General features: G+C 63.7%; 21 protein-coding genes. 11 read left to right on the forward strand and 10 right to left on the reverse strand.

All coding sequences use genetic code 11. The features are described from left to right. Positions 1-97 precede the first annotated feature (97 nt). Together DM872_RS09120 and DM872_RS09125 are read left to right on the forward strand one after the other, a co-directional pair. Positions 98-1006: a LysR substrate-binding domain-containing protein gene (locus DM872_RS09120; protein ID WP_179059168.1), complete on the forward strand. Its 909-nt coding sequence runs from the start codon at positions 98-100 to the stop codon at positions 1004-1006. A 179-nt stretch (positions 1007-1185) separates the two neighbouring features. Continuing rightward, complete coding sequence (locus tag DM872_RS09125) at positions 1186-1521, forward strand: DUF3703 domain-containing protein (RefSeq protein WP_179059169.1); 336 nt, start codon at positions 1186-1188, stop codon at positions 1519-1521. 4 nt (positions 1522-1525) lie between these two features. Here the strand turns inward: DM872_RS09125 and DM872_RS09130 are convergent, their stop codons facing one another. Together DM872_RS09130 and DM872_RS09135 are read right to left on the reverse strand one after the other, a co-directional pair. After that, complete coding sequence (locus DM872_RS09130; protein ID WP_179059170.1) at positions 1526-2983, reverse strand: sensor histidine kinase; 1458 nt, start codon at positions 2981-2983, stop codon at positions 1526-1528. A 521-nt stretch (positions 2984-3504) separates the two neighbouring features. Beyond that, positions 3505-4326 (reverse strand): class I SAM-dependent methyltransferase, encoded by an 822-nt coding sequence (locus tag DM872_RS09135; RefSeq protein WP_179059171.1) that lies wholly within the window; start codon positions 4324-4326, stop codon positions 3505-3507. Between the two features lie 241 nt (positions 4327-4567). Between DM872_RS09135 and DM872_RS09140 the strand changes: the two genes are divergently transcribed. Next, positions 4568-5026 (forward strand): Ohr family peroxiredoxin, encoded by a 459-nt coding sequence (locus DM872_RS09140; RefSeq protein ID WP_179059172.1) that lies wholly within the window; start codon positions 4568-4570, stop codon positions 5024-5026. A gap of 142 nt (positions 5027-5168) precedes the next feature. Here DM872_RS09140 and DM872_RS09145 read toward each other — a convergent pair whose 3' ends face one another. Both DM872_RS09145 and DM872_RS09150 read right to left on the reverse strand, forming a co-directional pair. Then, positions 5169-5678, reverse strand: a complete 510-nt coding sequence (locus DM872_RS09145) for a thioredoxin family protein (protein WP_179059173.1) — start codon at positions 5676-5678, stop codon at positions 5169-5171. A gap of 58 nt (positions 5679-5736) precedes the next feature. Beyond that, positions 5737-5961, reverse strand: a complete 225-nt coding sequence (locus tag DM872_RS09150; RefSeq protein ID WP_179059174.1) for a VF530 family protein — start codon at positions 5959-5961, stop codon at positions 5737-5739. Between the two features lie 177 nt (positions 5962-6138). Here DM872_RS09150 and DM872_RS09155 point away from each other — a divergent pair, with 177 nt between their 5' ends. Further along, a complete protein-coding gene (locus tag DM872_RS09155) occupies positions 6139-6699 on the forward strand; it encodes a DUF4256 domain-containing protein (RefSeq protein WP_179059175.1) in 561 nt (186 codons plus the stop codon). Positions 6700-6760: 61 nt separating this feature from the next. On the opposite strand, the gene DM872_RS09160 is transcribed toward DM872_RS09155, so the two are convergent. Beyond that, a complete protein-coding gene (locus tag DM872_RS09160) occupies positions 6761-7264 on the reverse strand; it encodes an anthrone oxygenase family protein (protein ID WP_179059176.1) in 504 nt (167 codons plus the stop codon). A gap of 229 nt (positions 7265-7493) precedes the next feature. Between DM872_RS09160 and DM872_RS09165 the strand changes: the two genes are divergently transcribed. Together DM872_RS09165 and DM872_RS09170 are read left to right on the forward strand one after the other, a co-directional pair. Next, positions 7494-7772: a hypothetical protein gene (locus DM872_RS09165; RefSeq protein WP_179059177.1), complete on the forward strand. Its 279-nt coding sequence runs from the start codon at positions 7494-7496 to the stop codon at positions 7770-7772. Between the two features lie 75 nt (positions 7773-7847). Beyond that, complete coding sequence (locus DM872_RS09170; RefSeq protein WP_179059178.1) at positions 7848-8150, forward strand: YgaP-like transmembrane domain; 303 nt, start codon at positions 7848-7850, stop codon at positions 8148-8150. Here DM872_RS09170 and DM872_RS09175 read toward each other — a convergent pair whose 3' ends face one another. From DM872_RS09175 to DM872_RS09185, 3 genes are all read right to left on the reverse strand, one after another. Next, positions 8151-8732, reverse strand: coding sequence for an MliC family protein (locus tag DM872_RS09175; RefSeq protein ID WP_179059179.1), 582 nt, complete (start codon positions 8730-8732; stop codon positions 8151-8153). Between the two features lie 194 nt (positions 8733-8926). Further along, entirely contained in the window at positions 8927-9715 is a 789-nt protein-coding gene (locus DM872_RS09180; protein WP_179059180.1) for a putative hydro-lyase, read from the reverse strand. A gap of 97 nt (positions 9716-9812) precedes the next feature. Then, a complete protein-coding gene (locus DM872_RS09185; protein ID WP_179059181.1) occupies positions 9813-10766 on the reverse strand; it encodes a LysR family transcriptional regulator in 954 nt (317 codons plus the stop codon). A 295-nt stretch (positions 10767-11061) separates the two neighbouring features. Between DM872_RS09185 and DM872_RS09190 the strand changes: the two genes are divergently transcribed. The 5 genes from DM872_RS09190 (at position 11062) to DM872_RS09210 (ending at position 15722) form a co-directional block, all read left to right on the forward strand. Then, a complete protein-coding gene (locus DM872_RS09190; RefSeq protein WP_179059182.1) occupies positions 11062-12348 on the forward strand; it encodes an MFS transporter in 1287 nt (428 codons plus the stop codon). Between the two features lie 73 nt (positions 12349-12421). Further along, the gene (locus DM872_RS09195) at positions 12422-13165 is read left to right on the forward strand and encodes a 5-oxoprolinase subunit PxpA (RefSeq protein ID WP_179059183.1); all 744 of its coding nucleotides are present in this window, start codon (positions 12422-12424) and stop codon (positions 13163-13165) included. Continuing rightward, a complete protein-coding gene (locus tag DM872_RS09200; RefSeq protein WP_179059184.1) occupies positions 13162-13875 on the forward strand; it encodes a 5-oxoprolinase subunit B family protein in 714 nt (237 codons plus the stop codon). The genes DM872_RS09195 and DM872_RS09200 overlap by 4 nt, the downstream gene beginning before the upstream one ends. Next, positions 13872-14789: a biotin-dependent carboxyltransferase family protein gene (locus tag DM872_RS09205; RefSeq protein WP_179059185.1), complete on the forward strand. Its 918-nt coding sequence runs from the start codon at positions 13872-13874 to the stop codon at positions 14787-14789. The genes DM872_RS09200 and DM872_RS09205 overlap by 4 nt, the downstream gene beginning before the upstream one ends. Before the next feature lie 222 nt (positions 14790-15011). Beyond that, positions 15012-15722 (forward strand): rRNA pseudouridine synthase, encoded by a 711-nt coding sequence (locus DM872_RS09210; RefSeq protein WP_179059186.1) that lies wholly within the window; start codon positions 15012-15014, stop codon positions 15720-15722. A 117-nt stretch (positions 15723-15839) separates the two neighbouring features. On the opposite strand, the gene DM872_RS09215 is transcribed toward DM872_RS09210, so the two are convergent. Then, entirely contained in the window at positions 15840-16130 is a 291-nt protein-coding gene (locus DM872_RS09215; protein WP_179059187.1) for a hypothetical protein, read from the reverse strand. Beyond that, complete coding sequence (locus tag DM872_RS09220; RefSeq protein WP_256873336.1) at positions 16130-16360, reverse strand: hypothetical protein; 231 nt, start codon at positions 16358-16360, stop codon at positions 16130-16132. Before DM872_RS09220 ends, DM872_RS09215 begins: the two co-directional genes overlap by 1 nt. Positions 16361-16487 lie beyond the last annotated feature (127 nt).

Here is a 16487-nt window from a genome sequence, read left to right on the forward strand (position 1 = left end):
TTGGTGAAGGCGCCCTGTTCAGGCGGGGTGACGACCATGCTATAAGGACTCGCAACAAAGATAATCCAGCACTTCATTGATAGATAAGACACGAATCGTGAATAGTCTGCCGAACCTGGAGGACCTCCGCGTCTTCGTCCTCGTCGCCCGCCGCTCCAGCTTCGCCGCCGTCGCCAGCGAGATGGGCACCTCCCCCGCCTTCGTCAGCAAGCGCATCCGCTTACTGGAGGAAAGCCTTGGCGTGCGCCTGCTGCACCGCACCACTCGGCGCGTGGCGGTGAGCGAGGACGGCGAGCGTGTCTACCGCTGGGCGCAAACCATCTTCGAGGCGGTGGAGCGCATGACCGACGAAGTCTCCGAGCTGCATCAGGAGCCACGTGGGCAGCTGCGCATCGTCAGCAGCTTCGGCCTGGGCCGACGCCTGGTGGCACCAGCGTTGTCGGCGCTGTCGGAGCGTTATCCCGCGCTGGACATTCGCCTGGACCTGTTCGACCGGCTGGTGGACCTGATCGACGAAGGGTTCGACCTGGACATCCGCATCGGCGACAACATCGCCCCCAACCTGATCGCCAAGCCGCTGGCCGAAAACAGCCGGATTCTCTGTGCCTCCCCTTCCTATCTCGCGCGCCATGGCGTGCCAGGAAGCCTGGCGGAACTGGCCGGCCACGACTGCCTGGTAATCAAGGAACGCGATCACCCCTTCGGCCTCTGGCGCCTGCGCGGGCCGTCCGGCGAGGAAAACGTGAAGGTCACCGGGCCGCTCTCCGCCAATCACGGCGAGATCGTCCACCAGTGGGCGGTGGACGGACGTGGCATTGCCCTGCGCTCCTGGTGGGACGTCAGCGACAGCCTGGAATGCGGCCGCCTTGTGCATGTCCTGCCCGAGTATCGGCAGCCGGCGAACATCTGGGCGGTGTACGCCGCACCCCTTGCCACCTCGGCCAAGATCCGCGTGACGGTGGAGTTCTTCCGCCAGTACTTCCAGGAGCACCAGGGCCTTTCGTAGGGTGGGTCACGCCCATCGCGAATGAATTCGCTCCCACAGATAGATCCACCAGCGAGGATGACCGGGGCAGCGAGTGGTGGATGTGAAGAGCGACATCCACCCTACACAAGCCTTGCTTGACCCTGAAGTAACTACAGGGTGTTCACTGCGATCACTTGTCCTCCGCAGGAACACTCGCCATGAAAACCGAACTGCGCATCGCCATCGACCAGGCCTTCCAGCAGGCAAATCAAGCCCTTGCAGCCCATGAACCGGATCGCGCCTGGCCCTGGCTCGAACGCGTGCACATCCTCACGCAACGGCTGGCGTTGGCGCACACCAGTAGTCACTGGCTGATGCTGCGCGCCGGCTGGCAACAAGGGGATTACCGGGAGGTGCTCGGTCAGGCCCTGCGCATGCCGGCCGCCCTGCTCTTCTCGCGAATCTGGGTTCCGTTCGGCAACACCGGCCGAGCCCGCGTGAGTGCCTTCAAGCCGATGCCCATGGCCGAAGAGCTGCGCCAACTCCTCGGCTGATGGGTCAGGCGGCGCGCTCCGCCACCTTGAAGCTGAGGCACACGCTGGTTCCTTCGTTTTCGCGACTGGTCAGGCTGGCCTTGCCGCCGAATCGCTCCATGATCTGCTTGACCATGATGAGGCCAATGCCAAGACCGCCCTGCTTGGTGGTGTAGAAGGACTTGAAGGCCATCATCTCCTGCTGCCGCGACATACCCTTGCCGGTGTCCCTGATCGTCAGGTGCAGCCACTGCCCGCCGTTATCGGACGCCGCCGTGATGCTGAGGCACCCGCCACCCGGCATTGCCTCGATGGCATTGGCGATCACGCTGTTGAGCACCTGGGCCAGCAGGAGTTGATGGCTGACTACCAGCGGCGTAGCGGTGTCGCTGCACTCGACCTGTATCTGCGACCTGGACAACTGCTGGTCGAAGTTGCCCAGGGTCGCGTGCACCGCTTCCATCGGGTCCACCTGCTCCGAGTCCCCCTGCAGGGGACGCAGGCACAGCAGCAGATCGCGTACCCAGGCAGACATGCGGTCGACCTGGGTGATGATGTCGTCGACGCATTTGCGGGCCGGCGGCCCTTCCATTTCCTGGGCCAGCTCGGCGCTGGAGCGAATCGACGCCAGCGGGTTGCGCAGGCTGTGAGCCACCGCTGACGACATTTCCCCGAGCCCCACGTAGGTACTGTTGGCCACCAGTTGTGCCTGCTGCGCAGCCAACAGCAGGGAGGCGCGCCGCACGATCCAGTACAGCCCGAAGTACATCAGCAGGCCGCCGATGACGGTGGCCAGCCAGATCATCCGATAGCCACGGTTGACGCGATCGATCAGGTCCACCGGCTCCTTGTAGATTTCCACCATGGCCTTCACCTCGCCATTGGCGTCGGTGAGCGGGATGTAGTTCTCGATGAAGAACATCTTCGGCGGACGCAGGAACTTCTGCTCCACCCGGCCTTCCTCAACATCCTGGTACTCGGCGGAAATGCGCCCGCCCGACTCGAAAGCCTCATCCAGCGCATCGTCGTCCTCGATGCGCTGTCCCACCAGATCAGGGTTGGTGGACCAGATCACCGTACGATCAGGGGAGAAGATGGTGGCCAGGAGCGAATCCGGCACATGGGACAGGTGATCGAGGAATTCCGAGCGGGCGCGCTCGCGATTCTTCGCGGTGCCATTGGTGAGCATGCCGTAGTGATGGGGCACCAGCACATCACCCATTTCCATGCCCTCCAAACCGTGGTGGCGCATCTCGCCAAGCGCCAGGGTCTGGATGAATTGCGCCGAGAGCATGGCGTCGCGCTCCAGGCTCTCGCTCACGAGGAACCGTGTTGAAACGGTACCGATACCAATGGCCACCGTACCGATGATCAGCAGGCTGACCAGCGAGAACCAACGCAGGAGATTGAACTGCCCCTGCGGCGCAACCGCCTCGCTCCCCGCTCCCCAAAACCGCCTTCCCAGCATTGCCGCCACGTCCATCTGGAGTCCCCCAACTCGGATACTCCAGACTTATAGCAGCCTCGAGCAATGCCGTTGAGTCCAGGCGCGACTCGTTGGCGTGCAAAGCGGCAGTACCGGCGGATTGCTGAAGCGCGGGTTGTCGAAATAGAACACGTTGGGCGCCAGCAGGTGGACGATATCGGTGGATGCACCGCCCTCCCAGACACGCGAAAATGGGGCATTCGTCCCTGCACGGCTGAGTGCGACCGTCCTGCCACGCCGCCCCGACTGATCCGACCCGCGGTCGGAATTCGAGAACCAAGTGCAGAGCTGACTGGTATGCAAATGCAGCGTTCCGTGCATTTCACGGGGTCTCGGACAAATGGCGTTACATCAACCCCATTTCCTCGACGGAAAGCCGACGCACTTTTTCTGACATGGACTACTGTGAAACTGTCCCCTTGCAGAGGACAACTGAAGTCGCCACGGTCGCCACCTCCCCCCGTAAGTTGACCGCACCGTGGCGGCCTTTTTTTGTCCGGATTAAGTCCCCGCGCGATTTAGCGCTTCACCGCCTGCAAGGTGTAGCTCAGCGGCAATCGCCAGCGATCCCGCGCCAACCGCCACTCCCCTGCCCCATCCACCACCATCTGCCCGGGCAGCGCTTCCCAGGGCAGGCTGTCGTGCTCCTCCAGCGCTGTGAGCTGCAGGCCATGGCGCAGCAGCGCGGAAATGATCTCCCCGAGGCCATGATTCCACTCGTAAGTGCGGGTCGCCGTTAGCCTGGTTTCAGTTTCCACGTAGGTGCTGTCGTCATCCCACTCGGTCGGTTCAGCGCGCTCGAAATAGGGGTATTCGATCACCAGCCCGTCTTCCCGTTCCTCGCTCACGGCCCAGAGCATCGGATGCCCCTCGCGGATGAACAGGCGGCCGCCCGGCTTGAGCAGGGCAGCCACCACGCGCGCCCAGTCGTCGATGCGCGGCAACCAGTTGAGCGCGCCGATGCTGGTGTAGACGAGGTCGAACGTCCCTGCTGGTAGCGCCTTGTCGGCGTCATAGACCTCGGACTCGACGAAGCCGATTTCAACATTGCAGCGCCGCGCCAGAGCACGCGCCTGCAGGAGGGAGGCTGGAGAGAAATCGAGTCCGGTCATCCGTGCGCCGAGTCGCGCGAGGGACAACGTGTCTGTGCCGATGTGACATTGCAGATGCACGCCACGCAGTCCGGCGATATTGCCCAACCGGGGCAGGTCGAAACGCACCACCTCCGAAAGGCGTTGCGGGTCGTTGAGGAAAGCGTCGACGCCGTAGTCGGGCGAAGCCGCGTGCGCGGGCGCGCGCTCGTCCCAGTTGGCCTTATTGAGCTGCAGGTAATCCGTCATGGGGTGGAGCTCCTGTCATCCCGCGAAAGCGAAGAAGGTATCCCCCGCCCGCAATTCACGTCCATTCGTCGTGCGCCATCGACGCAACGACCGTCCATCCGGAACCACCCCGGATGCCCATTGACGACGTGTCCATTCGGGTGCAATATTTTTACATCGTATCCGATTTGATCGGTTGCGACTAACAATTGAAACACCCCCGGTAATTGATGACGCGAAGCACACCCCGAGGAAAATTCCCATGAGCAAGATCGAAAAAGTACTGTTCACCGGCAAGACCCACACCACCGTCGCCCACCGTGAAGGCGCTGCACGCAGCGATCACGGTCGTCTGGACATCAAACTCTCTGCCCTCCGCGGCGGCAGCGCGGATTCGGGCATCCAGTTCGAAGCCACCCAGCCCCATCCCACTGCGGAGCAACTGTTTGCAGGTGCCTGGTCGGCCTGCTACATCGCCGCCATCGGCCTGGTGGCCCAGCAGCGTAAAGTGGAACTGCCAAAAGACCTGGCAGTGGAGATCGAGGTGGACCTGGGCATGACCGGCAACGCCTACTTCATCCAGGCGCGCTTCAACGTCACCGCTCCGGGCCTGCCGTACGAAGTCGCCGAGGCCATCGCCAAGGAAGCACACGAGATCTGCCCGTACTCCAAGGCCACCCACGGCAATATCGATGTCGCACTGAATGTGGTCGTGGATTGATTGACCTTTAGCCCGCGCAAAAAGAAACGCCCCGGCCTTAAAGCCGGGGCGTTTTCAATGGTGGCTTCTAACGCGCGTCGTCCACCATGCTCCCCTGTAGGAGCGAGCTCTGCTCTCGAACAGCTCGAGCCCTGTCCGTGGCTCAGTTGGCCTCCGCTGCCTCGAAAATCGAGAGAAGATCACGCAACGTACTGTCCAGGTAATGCCCCGCCCGGTAGTCCGGCTTCATCGCCTCACCACCGGCAATGACTTCCTGGGGCTTTTCGACGAAGCGGCCGACCAACCGGAACTCGGCATCCAGCACCGCCACCAGGGGAATCGGGACGCGGTCGAGTTCCAGACGTTGGAGCAGATCGTCTTCGGCACGGCCCTTGGTGATGACGGACAGGTCGACGTTCGGCTGGACGCGTTGCAGGTAGTCCATGACCGTGACGTTGATCTGGCAATCCGGACACCACATTTCGCCAGCCACCAAGAGGTGGTAGCGGCCCTGGATGGCTCGCAGCCGCTGCACAGTCACGTCGCTGATGACGCCTGGATTGGCAAGTTTGCGCTGCACGGTCTGCACCGCTGCGATTTCCGTCGGCAGTCCGTGGCCGACGAACGCTTCGAAGCGCTCACCAATGGAGAAGAGTTCTTCGTAGGAGGCCATGGAGGGTTCCTCGATCAAGGGGATGAAAGTGGCACCGGATCGGCGATGGCGGGCCGCGTCAGTCCTGTTGCTGGCGCAACTGGGTGAACAGGGCCTCGACCTTTTCGCGAGCCCAGGGGGTCTTGCGCAGGAAGGCAAGGCTGGACTTGATGCTGGGGTCGTTCTTGAAGCAGCGGATATCGATGCGGCTGGCCAGCCCATCCCAGCCGTAGTGGGCCACCAGTTCGTTCAGCAGCTTTTCCAGCGTGATGCCATGCAGCGGGTCGTTCGAGGTCTTGGTCATGGCCTGCCCTGGGTGGTGATCGGTCAAGAAGGCGAGCAGCTTAGAGCAGCGGCCGGAACCAGGCTACAGCGCGCACGCCAGTTTCCGAGCAGCGTCTATGCTTGCTCTCCCATACAACAACGCGCTGACCCAGAAGCCACACCAAGGAAAGGTCAGGAATCACAGGGAGGAAGGATCATGGAAGCCGGACAATGCGAAGGTTTACTCGGAACATTGCAAGCACGCTTCGAAGCGAACATGGACCGACACCAGGAAATCGAATGGTCCGCGGTACAAGCCCGGCTGGAATGCCAGCCTGAAAAACTGCGCGTCCTGGCCGAGATGGAGCGAACGGGCGGCGAGCCGGATGTGGTGTTCCACGATCTGGAAAACGATGCCTACCTGTTCGTCGACTGCTCCGCGGAGAGTCCTGCCGGGCGCAGGAGCTTGTGCTATGACCGGGAGAGCCTGGATGCCAGAAAGGAGAACAAGCCTACCGGCTGCGCCATCGACATGGCCGCCGCCATGGGCATCGAGATCCTGACGGAGCAGCAGTATCGGGCTTTGCAGGAGCGGGGTAGTTTCGATATCAAAACCTCCAGCTGGATCCAGACCCCGACCGCCATCCGCAAGCTCGGCGGCGCCCTCTTTTGCGACCGTCGCTACGACTGTGTGTTCGTCTATCACAACGGTGCGCAGTCTTATTACGCGGCCAGGGGGTTCCGTGGTGCACTGAGTATCCCGGCGGTCTCGCGCTGATCGGAAGCGCCAGCCTGGCTCGGGGCTGCACCTTGCGGAACAACGCGGCCCGTGTCGGCCGCTAAACCATCGTCAGCATCATGAACAACCCGATCATCAGCAGCATCGAAGCCCCCAGCGCGGCGCCCGTGCGTACATGGTTCCAGCGGGTCCATTGCTCCAGATAGATACGCCAGTACACCAACGACTCCAGGCTCCCGGCGTCCAGCCTCGCCAGGGCATTGTTGCGCGGCACATTGCACACCAGCGTCACACCGACGTTGCCCACCAGGTACAACAGGCTGCCGATGAGCAGGAAGAATGTTCCCGACACCTCCCAATGCAGGAAGGCGTAGAGCATGAGCAAGGCGCAGGCCGCCGTGGTGCCCAGGAAGGTGGAAAGGAAAATGCGGTTGAGTACAGTCCGGTTGATCGCCTGCATGGTGGCGATGCCCGCCTCTGGCGCGATGAGTTCCAACGCTCGCATGACGAAGTTGGAGAAGGCGAAGAACAGTCCGCCCATCAGGCCGCAGGCGATGCTGGTGAGAAATGCGAGCACGAAGGCCAGGTCATCTATGAAAGGCATGGGTTTGCGTCTCCGAACTCCATTCATTCGCGGTGGTTTCCCGGAGCCTTCCCGGCCCCGGCTTCCAGATGCACCTGGATTCGATAAAGGCATAGTCCAGCAACTCGGGGATGACCAGTTTCCGCCCACTCGTCGCCCATCTGGCTGAACCACTTCGCCCCATGCATGCTGAATGGATGCGGGGAACCGCTGTCGTCCGGTCACAAACGAAACCCTCGAGGATACGAGCATGGTCGAGGAGAACGAATCGAACCGGCATCTGCGCGAAGTTCGCCAGTCGCCGATCTTCCGCTGGGCCCAGGGACTGCAATGGTTCGGGGTCGTGATGTTCCTGCTCGCAGTTGGCCTGGCGATGTTCAGCGAAGTCACTTCCACCCCAGGTGGAGTCACCCTGGTTGCTGTGTTTGGCATGCTCGGCCTGCTGTCCCTGGTACCCGCGCGCTTCATTCTCACCGTGTACCTGATGAGCCCGGAGAAGAAGGCCGCAAAGCACGAGGCGCGTAGCTGACCGCTCGTCCCGGTACCGGAACGGGGTGCGTCTCCAGCCGGTCAAGGTTCAAACCAACACGGGAGGAAACCCGCTATGGACAACCAATGGCAGATCCACGGTCCGGCGTACGAACAGAACGTGCATGGACTGGAGCGGGCCGGCTCCATCGTCGGCGGCCTGTTGATGGCCCGGCGTGGCTTCCGGCGCGGTGGTTTGCTGGGCGTCTGGGACATCGGACTCGGGGCCGCGCTGTTGCTGCGTGGGCTCACCGGTCACTGCTACGTGCGGGAAATTCTGCACGACCGCCGCGAAGCGCTGCACCAGCTCCGCATCGATCTGCAACGTCTGCAGCGGGCGGCCGACAAACTCACCCGGGAAGTCCCCGGCAATACCTGATCAGCGCACAGGCTTGCAGGTCAGCTGGGTGCCGTACCACTCCACCTTGGCTTCGCCCTGGTGCTCCCAGAAATCGACGCCGTCATTGCTGTAGCGGGCGCCGCTGGCGGTCCGTTGGCTGATGGCGATGACCTGGTCGCCCCCATAGGTGAGGACCGCGGCGTTGGGTTCCACGTTGTTGTAGAAGCTCGCTGCAAAGGGCTTGCTGTTGTCACCGCAGGCAAATTCCACCGCCTTCGGTGCCGTCGCTCCGCCGGACTGGATCTGCAATTCCACCAGCCGGCTCTGGTAGCTGAGCGTCAGGCACTGGTTCTGGTCGTCGGCCTTCCAGCAATCATCGCGCCCCTTGAGCCAACCGCGCTGTTCGGCGCGAAGGCGTTTCTGGGTCGCCGCGTCCGTGGCGGCCAGGGTCTTCTTGTAGGCGTCGGCCATCTGCCGGTCGAGTGCGCTCAGGTCGGTGCTCTTGCAGACCTGCTGCTCGATGCCCTGGGCCTTCGCGCAGTCGAAAGACGGGCCGGCATCGGCCATGGCGAGTGGGCTCGTGGCGCTCAGCGCCAGAATCAGTCCTTTTGCGGGGATCATGTCGGTCTCCAATCCTTCCGTGGGCATCTGGAGACGAAGTTAAGACCAAAGCGGCGGAGATGTCGCAAGGCGACAGCGGTATCGTGCCTGTTGTGGGGGCGAATTCATTCGCTGAGGACTGCGCAGCAGTCCCCGTAGGCAGCAGGGCAGACCTGCGGTCTGCATCGCGATTGAAATCGCCCCCACAGAGGCAGCTAGACCTCGCCGTAAAGCTTGTCGCTCACCAGCATGTGCCCCGGCGCGTGGGTGATGTAGAACTCCGGCTCGGCTTCGGCCAGCACCGCCTGCGGGGTAACGCCACAGGCCCAGAACAGCGGGATTTCATCGGCATGCACCGGCACCGCGTCGCCATAATCCGGAGCGGCGATGTCGGCAATGCCAATGAGGGACGGGTCGCCGATGTGTACCGGTGCGCCATGGGTCATCGGGAAACGCGCGGTGATTTCGATCGCGCGCACGGCATCGGCGGCCTTCATCGGGCGCATGGAAACCACCGTCTTGCCCGCGAGACGCCCGGCCGGATGAGTGTCGATGGCGGTGCGGTACATGGCGACGTTGCGCCCCATCTCGATATGCCGCAGATGGATGCCGGCATCCAGCAACGCTTGCTCGAAGGAAAAGGAGCAACCGATGGCGAAGGCGACGAAATCCGCCTCCCAGAGCTCGCCGATATCGGTCACTTCCTCGAACGCCCGTCCACGGCGATGGACGCGGTAACGCGGCACATCGCTGCGCACGTCGACATCAACACCGAGCTTCTCGAAGTACGGCGAGCCCGGTTCGGTCACGTCCAGCAACGGGCAGGAACGCGGGTTGAGCACGCAGAAGCGGAGGAATTCGTCCGCCCAGGATTTTTGCAGGATCACGATGTTGGCCTGCAGATGGCGCTGCCCCAGGCCGCTGGTGTGGCCGCTGTAGTCGCCACGGCGGATCAGCCGGCGCAGTTCATGAGGAGGAAGTTGGGCGAGTTGATGCGAGGTCATGGGCCAGCTCCGGTTATTGTTCTGCGCGTTTTGTAGGGGCACTGTGGCCAGGCCGTCCAACAAGAATTTTCCGGGACCGGGCATCGGGAAAATTGATTCACAACGCGCGTGGGCGCCCTTCTCCCTTCTTCAGCTCGGCCGGCACGAAGCGTTCCTTGCCGACGTTCTCGGCGTAGTTCGCCACCACCGACTTGCTCACATCCACCACCTGGTCCACCAGTTCCAGGCCGGTGCCGCCGCGCCAGGACACCACCAGCGGCAGGATCGGCGGCATCGGCCCTACGCGCAGGATGGTCAGCTCGCCGCGCTCCAGTTCCTGGGCCACCAGCGCCGGCGGCAAGGCGCCGATGCCGAAGCCGTCGCGCAGCAGGCGGGTCATGGCCGCGACCGAGTTCACGCAACTCAGGTGTGGCGTCGTCACACCATTGGCGTGCAGCAGGCCGAGCACATCCTGATGCGGCCGCGAGTGTTTGGAGAACGTGACGATACGCTCGCGGGCCAATTCGGCCAGGGAGGCGTAGTCGCGGTGGTAGATGGAACCGGTGGATACGATCCAGCACAGCGGGTAGCCGCCCAGTTCGAGGTTGAGCACCGACTCGTGGCGCAGCGGATCGGTCTGGAAGATCAGGTCCAGGTAGCCCTTCTGCAACTGCTCGGAGAGGTTGCGCGCGGTGTCGGCCATCAGTTCGATCTCCACCGCCGGATACAACTCGTTCAGCTTCGATACGAGGGGGCTCAGCCAGGTATGGATCACCGTGTCCATGGCGCCGATGCGAATGCGTCCCTGGGTGGCGGCGCTGGTGTCGATGGCCTGCCGCAGGGCGTGCATGGTGTCCATCATCTGCTCGGCGTACTCCAGCACCTTGTGCCCCTCCGGCGTGAGCGTCACGCCACGGGAGTCGCGCACGAACAGCTTCACGCCCAGTTCATCCTCCAGTACGGCGATACGGCTGGAAATGGACGCCTGCGTGCTGAACAGCTTCTCGGCGGTCAGGCGAAAGCTTTTCAGGCGGGCGACCCAGACGAAGGTTTCAAGGAACTTCAGGTTCATGGCGATTACCGGCAAGCAAGGTCTCAAACGCAGCAAGGGCGAAAAGATACAGTAGATTCAAGCACTTCCTGTACCACGCAGTCACCGGAACGACGAACGCCGCCTGCGCACGGCGCGAACGTCCTCGACTCTGGCGCCACTGATCGGGTATCGGAATTTCTTATCCCCGGCGGCCGCTTTAATTAGTTGGACGATCCGCCAACCCCGGCACAAGAATCCGCCCACAGGCTGCGGCAGTCGACTCCGCATCCCCCGAATGCTCATACAACGCCAAGAACAGCGATCGGAGAACCCCATGCAAAAACACGCGACCCACGCGGGCGGCGGCCTGGATATCGACCAGGGCGGCCATTTCGGCTGGTACCGGGCCCTCAGCAAGCAGGAGCGACGCACCTTCTGGAGCTGCAAGATAGGCTACGGCCTGGACGGCATGGACACCCAGATGCTCAGCTTCGTCATCCCCACGCTGATCGCCATCTGGGGTATCAGCACCGGTGAGGCCGGCCTCATCCACACCCTCACCCTGCTCGCCTCCGCCGCTGGCGGTTGGGTTGCCGGCATCCTCTCCGACCGCATCGGCCGCGTCCTGACCCTGCAATTGACGGTGCTCTGGTTCGCCTTCTTCACCTTCCTCTGCGGCCTCGCGCAGAGCTACGAACAATTGCTGATCGCCCGTACCCTGATGGGCTTCGGCTTCGGCGGCGAGTGGACCGCCGGCGCGGTGCTGATCGGTGAAGTCATCAAGGCCAAGGACCGTGGCAAGGCCGTGGGTCTGGTGCAGTCCGGCTGGGCCCTTGGCTGGGGCATGACCGCCATCCTCTACGCGCTGATGTTCAGCATCCTGCCGCCGGAAGATGCCTGGCGCGCCCTGTTCATGCTGGGCCTGCTGCCGGCGATCTTCGTCATCGTGGTTCGTCGCCTGGTGAAAGAACCGGAAATCTACAAGGAAGCTCGCAAGCACAACCAGGGCGCCGAGAAGGTCAGTTTCTACGAGATATTCGCCCCCGGCATGCTCAGCATCACCTTGCGCGCATCCTTGCTGACCACCGGTGCCCTGGGCGGTTACTACGCCATCACTTCCTGGCTGCCGACCTTCCTCAAGGCCGAGCGCGGGCTTACCGTACTGGGCACCGGCGGCTACCTGGCCATGGTGATCTTCGGCTCCTACGTGGGCTATGTGATCAGCGCCTTCCTCACCGACCTGATCGGCCGCAAGAAGAACTTCATCCTCTTCGCCGTCGGCTCCTTCGTCGTGGTGCTGCTCTACACCAACCTGCCGGTAAGCAACACCGCCATGCTCTGGCTGGGCTTCCCCCTGGGCTTCTTCGCCTCGGGCATCTTCAGCGGCATGGGCTCCTTCCTCACCGAGCTGTTCCCCACCCGCATCCGCGGTTCGGGCCAGGGCTTCTGCTACAACATCGGCCGCGCCGTCGCCGCGCTCTTCCCGATGCTGATCGGCATGCTCAGCCAGCACGTCTCGCTGGGCGTGGGCATCGGCGGTTTCGCCGCAGTGTCCTACGGGGTAGTCATCCTCGCCGCCCTCAGCCTGCCGGAAACCCGCGGCAAGCAACTCGAGCTCTAACCCCTATCCCTTGTCCCGCCTGCTGCCGAGCCCCTGGCCGGCGGCAGGCCTTCGCCTACCTGTAGGACAAACCATGACCAGACTGCTGTTGAACTGCGATATCGGCGAAAGCTTCGGGGCCTGGACCATGGGCCTGGATGCCGACGTGATGCCCCTGATCGACTGCGCCAACATCGCCTGCGGCTTCCACGCCGGCGACCCCGGCACCATGCGCCGCACCATCGCCCTGGCGGTGAAGCACCGAGTGAGCATTGGTGCCCACCCCGGCTACCCGGACCTGGTGGGCTTCGGTCGTCGCTCCCTGGCCTGCTCGCCGGCCGAAGTAGAAGACCTGATGCTCTACCAGATCGGCGCCCTCGACGGCCTGTGCCGTGCCCAGGGCGCCCGCGTCAGCTACGTGAAGCCCCATGGCGCGCTGTACCAGGACATGATGCGCGACCCGGCCATCCTCGCCGCCGTGATGCGTGCCATAGCCGACTACGACGCACAACTGCCGCTGATGCTCATGAGCACCCGCGACAACAGCGCCGCCCAGGCCATCGGCGACGAGTACGGCGTGACCCTCTGGTTCGAGGCCTTCGCCGACCGCGCCTATGATGGCGACGGTTATCTGGTGTCCCGCAGCCTGCCTGGCGCGGTGCACCACGACCCGGAACAGGTGGTGGCCCAGGCCATCACCCTCGCCCGTGGCGACTCGCTGCGCGCCAGCGATGGCAGCGACCTGCCGCTGAAGGCGCACACCCTCTGCGTCCACGGCGACAACCCCGGCTCGATCGCCGCGGTCAAACGCATACGCGAAGCGCTGGAGGCCCAATGAGCACCCCGCAACTGCGCATCGAAGTGGCGTCCATCGACGCCTTCATCCTGCGCCTGTTCGACCGCATCGACGAAGCCAACATGCCCTGGATGCTGGCTGCCGGCACGCGTCTGCGGGAGACCTTCGGCACGGCGCTGATAGACCTGGTGCCCTCCTACACCACCCTGCTGCTGCACTATGACTTGCAGCGGCTGGACCCGCGCCAGGCCCGCGAGCTGATTGCCGGTGCCCTCGCCGACCTCAGCCCGGAAACCCGCGCCAGTGGCCGCAGCCATGTCATTCCCACCTGGTATGACCCGAGCGTCGGGCCAGACCTCGAACCCCTGGCCCAGCGCAAGCACCTGAGCGTGGCCGAACTGGTGCAGCGACACAGCCAGCGCGAATACCAGGTGTTCGCCCTCGGCTTCACCCCTGGTTTTGCCTTCATGGGGTTGGTGGAGGAAGCGCTCGCCGCGCCGCGCCTGACCACGCCGCGCAAACGCATCGCGCCCGGCAGCGTCGGCATCGCCGAACGGCAGACGGCGGTCTACCCGGTGGAAAGCCCCGGTGGCTGGAACCTCCTGGGACGCACGCCGGTTCGCCTGTTCGACCTGGACCTTCCCGGCTACAGCCTGCTACAGGCGGGCGACCGGGTGCGCTTCGAGCCCATCGACCGTGCCGAATTCATCCGCCTGGGCGGCGACGATACCCCGCTGGAGACCTTGTCATGAGCCTCGTCATCGACCGCAGCACGCCCTTCATCCTCCTCCAGGACCGCGGCCGCTTCGGCTGCCGCCACCTGGGCGTGACCCAGGGCGGTGCGCTGGATTGGGTCTCCATGGGCTGGGCCAACTGGCTGCTGGGCAATCCGCTGGATGCAGCGGTAGTGGAAGTCGGCCTGGGCACCTTCAGTCTGACCTGCCAGGGCGACGGCACCCTGGCCATCGCCGGTGCCGACCTGGGCGCCATGCTCGACGGTCAACCGCTCCCCGCCTGGGGTGCTTTCAAGGTACGCAGTGGCCAGCGCCTGGAGTTCGCCCATCCGCGCCGTGGTGTTCGCGCCTATCTCGCCGCGCCGGGCGGCTTCCGTGGCGAACGTCAGCTGGGCAGCGTGTCGACCGTCGCCCGCGAAGAACTGGGCGGCCTCAACGCGAACGGCAAAGCCCTGGCCATGGGCGACCAGTTGCACTGGCAGGGCGACGCCGTGCAGATACGCAACATGCCGCGCGCACAGATTCCCGACTTCAGCGCTGATGCCCGTCTGGAGCTGATCCTCGGCGCGCAAATTGGCGACTTCTCCGGGCAGAGCCTGTTCGACGCCTTCAATAGCCAGTGGACGGTGGATACTCGCGCCGACCGCATGGGCGTCCGCCTGCTCGGACCGCAGCTGGAATGCAGGACCCAGTCGATGATTTCCGAAGGCATCGCCCTGGGCGCCGTGCAGGTCCCGCCGGACGGCCAGCCTATCGCCCTGCTCAACGACCGCCAGACCATCGGCGGCTACCCTCGCCTCGGCGCCCTCACCCCACTGGCCGTGGCGCGCCTGGCGCAATGCCTGCCCGGCGCCGCGTTGCAGTTCGTGCCGACGGTGCAGGAAGCGGCCCATCAGCAACACCGCAAGGCGCTGGCTGGATGGTGGAGCTGAGCCTCCTCGTGTGGGGGCGATTTCAATCGCGATGCAGACCGCAGGTCTGCCCTGCTGCCCACGGGGACTGCTGCGCAGTCCTCAGCGAATGAATTCGCCCCCGCAGGTTCTCTTCCTGTGGGAGCGACTTCAGTCGCGAAGGCGGCCCGAAAGGTCGTCAGCCTCACCATCAGCCACCAAAGGGTTTACCATTGCGCCCTTTCCCCTCCACTGGCTGCCTCCATGACCGACCCCATCCGCCTGTCCAAATGCGTCGTCGAACTCACCGGCTGCTCCCGCCGGGAGGCCGAGCTTTATATCGAAGGAGGCTGGGTCACCGTCGATGGCGAGGTGGTGGAGCAGCCGCAATTCAAGGTCGAGGGCCAGACCGTCGCCCTGCTCCCCGGCGCCACACCCGAGCCGCAGGACCCGGTGACCCTGCTACTGAACCAGCCCGCCGGCCTCTCCTTCGAAGCCGCCCAACGCGAGCTCACCCCGGAAAGTCGCTGGCCGGAAGATCGCGCCAGCCTGCGCCTGCTGCGCAGCCACTTCGCCCGTCTGACCACCACCCTGCCGCTGCAGCCCGGCGCCAGCGGGCTACTGGTGCTGACCCAGGACTGGCGCGCCCTGCGCAAGCTCAACGAAGACGCCAACAAGCTGGAGCAGGAATATGTGGTGGAAGTGTCCGGCAACATGGTCGACAACGGCCTGGACAAGCTCAAGCGCGGTGTCCGCATCAAAGGCGGCGAACTGCCCCCGGTGAAGGCCAGCTGGCAGAACGAGACCCACCTGCGCTTCGCGCTGAAGAACCCGAAACAGGGACTGATCGCAGCCTATTGCACCGCCGTTGGCCTGAAGGTGGTGGGCATGAAGCGCATCCGCATCGGCGGAGTGCCCATGGGCAAGGTGCCGGTCGGCCAGTGGCGCTACCTGGGGCAAGCCGAGAAATTCTGAGGCGCAGCCATATTCTGCAGCGACGAACGCATTCGTGATCGAAGACCCGTAGGATGGCGTAGAGCGAAGCGAAACCCATCACCGCAGTCGACGGGTTTATGCTGCTGTGCACAGCCCCTACAGCTGCTGTTCCTGCCCGCTGCGATTGCTCTGCTTGGACGGCTGTCCGGACGAGGCGGTCCGCTCGGCGGGGTTGGCGCTCAGGCGCTGGAACTCGAATACCGGCATCTTCACCGGTTTGGTCTTCGCGAGTTCGCTGCCCGGTCCGCGGCCGGAGTACTGGCCGTAGACACCCAGCATGAAGACGCCAATCACCAGGAAGATGGCAACGCGCTCGACCACCCTGGGGTTCTTGCCGGAAGGCTGGTGCAGGACCTGCAGCTTCGGCGAATGGGATTGATGCTTCATCAGTCTTCCAGGACCCGGTCCATCAGCTCCAGGCCCAGCCGCTGGGTACTGGACACATCCTTCAGCTCACGCTGGCTGATGCCGGCCACCTTGGTTCGCGGTATCGCAAGATGCTGGTTGCGCAGGGTGATGGAGTAGCTCCCATCGGGCTCCCACAAGCATTCGAACTGAAACGTGACGCTCATCTTGTTCAAGGTGTCCTCAACCTGGCGAAGCATCAAATTATTCATTCTCAGTCCTCCCCACCAATCGAGTGGCCGGACTGGAAAACCTAGCAGGGAAACTCACGACGTAAATGTCTTCGGTCGGTTTTTCATCGGAAAGCATCTCTCGTCCCGATGACACTCCCGTTGCAGA

This window comes from Pseudomonas taiwanensis (genome assembly GCF_013393345.1).
GTDB lineage: Bacteria > Pseudomonadota > Gammaproteobacteria > Pseudomonadales > Pseudomonadaceae > Metapseudomonas > Metapseudomonas resinovorans_C.

What these genes read in the sequence shown, in the direction of transcription:
- DM872_RS09125 (WP_179059169.1), top strand. Translation starts at nt 1,186, where the DNA reads ATGAAAACCGAACTGCGCATCGCCATCGACCAGGCCTTCCAGCAGGCA.
- DM872_RS09130 (WP_179059170.1), bottom strand. Translation starts at nt 2,983, where the DNA reads ATGGACGTGGCGGCAATGCTGGGAAGGCGGTTTTGGGGAGCGGGGAGC.
- DM872_RS09135 (WP_179059171.1), bottom strand. Translation starts at nt 4,326, where the DNA reads ATGACGGATTACCTGCAGCTCAATAAGGCCAACTGGGACGAGCGCGCG.
- DM872_RS09140 (WP_179059172.1), top strand. Translation starts at nt 4,568, where the DNA reads ATGAGCAAGATCGAAAAAGTACTGTTCACCGGCAAGACCCACACCACC.
- DM872_RS09145 (WP_179059173.1), bottom strand. Translation starts at nt 5,678, where the DNA reads ATGGCCTCCTACGAAGAACTCTTCTCCATTGGTGAGCGCTTCGAAGCG.
- DM872_RS09150 (WP_179059174.1), bottom strand. Translation starts at nt 5,961, where the DNA reads ATGACCAAGACCTCGAACGACCCGCTGCATGGCATCACGCTGGAAAAG.
- DM872_RS09155 (WP_179059175.1), top strand. Translation starts at nt 6,139, where the DNA reads ATGGAAGCCGGACAATGCGAAGGTTTACTCGGAACATTGCAAGCACGC.
- DM872_RS09160 (WP_179059176.1), bottom strand. Translation starts at nt 7,264, where the DNA reads ATGCCTTTCATAGATGACCTGGCCTTCGTGCTCGCATTTCTCACCAGC.
- DM872_RS09165 (WP_179059177.1), top strand. Translation starts at nt 7,494, where the DNA reads ATGGTCGAGGAGAACGAATCGAACCGGCATCTGCGCGAAGTTCGCCAG.
- DM872_RS09170 (WP_179059178.1), top strand. Translation starts at nt 7,848, where the DNA reads ATGGACAACCAATGGCAGATCCACGGTCCGGCGTACGAACAGAACGTG.
- DM872_RS09175 (WP_179059179.1), bottom strand. Translation starts at nt 8,732, where the DNA reads ATGATCCCCGCAAAAGGACTGATTCTGGCGCTGAGCGCCACGAGCCCA.
- DM872_RS09180 (WP_179059180.1), bottom strand. Translation starts at nt 9,715, where the DNA reads ATGACCTCGCATCAACTCGCCCAACTTCCTCCTCATGAACTGCGCCGG.
- DM872_RS09185 (WP_179059181.1), bottom strand. Translation starts at nt 10,766, where the DNA reads ATGAACCTGAAGTTCCTTGAAACCTTCGTCTGGGTCGCCCGCCTGAAA.
- DM872_RS09190 (WP_179059182.1), top strand. Translation starts at nt 11,062, where the DNA reads ATGCAAAAACACGCGACCCACGCGGGCGGCGGCCTGGATATCGACCAG.
- DM872_RS09195 (WP_179059183.1), top strand. Translation starts at nt 12,422, where the DNA reads ATGACCAGACTGCTGTTGAACTGCGATATCGGCGAAAGCTTCGGGGCC.
- DM872_RS09200 (WP_179059184.1), top strand. Translation starts at nt 13,162, where the DNA reads ATGAGCACCCCGCAACTGCGCATCGAAGTGGCGTCCATCGACGCCTTC.
- DM872_RS09205 (WP_179059185.1), top strand. Translation starts at nt 13,872, where the DNA reads ATGAGCCTCGTCATCGACCGCAGCACGCCCTTCATCCTCCTCCAGGAC.
- DM872_RS09210 (WP_179059186.1), top strand. Translation starts at nt 15,012, where the DNA reads ATGACCGACCCCATCCGCCTGTCCAAATGCGTCGTCGAACTCACCGGC.
- DM872_RS09215 (WP_179059187.1), bottom strand. Translation starts at nt 16,130, where the DNA reads ATGAAGCATCAATCCCATTCGCCGAAGCTGCAGGTCCTGCACCAGCCT.
- DM872_RS09220 (WP_256873336.1), bottom strand. Translation starts at nt 16,360, where the DNA reads ATGAATAATTTGATGCTTCGCCAGGTTGAGGACACCTTGAACAAGATG.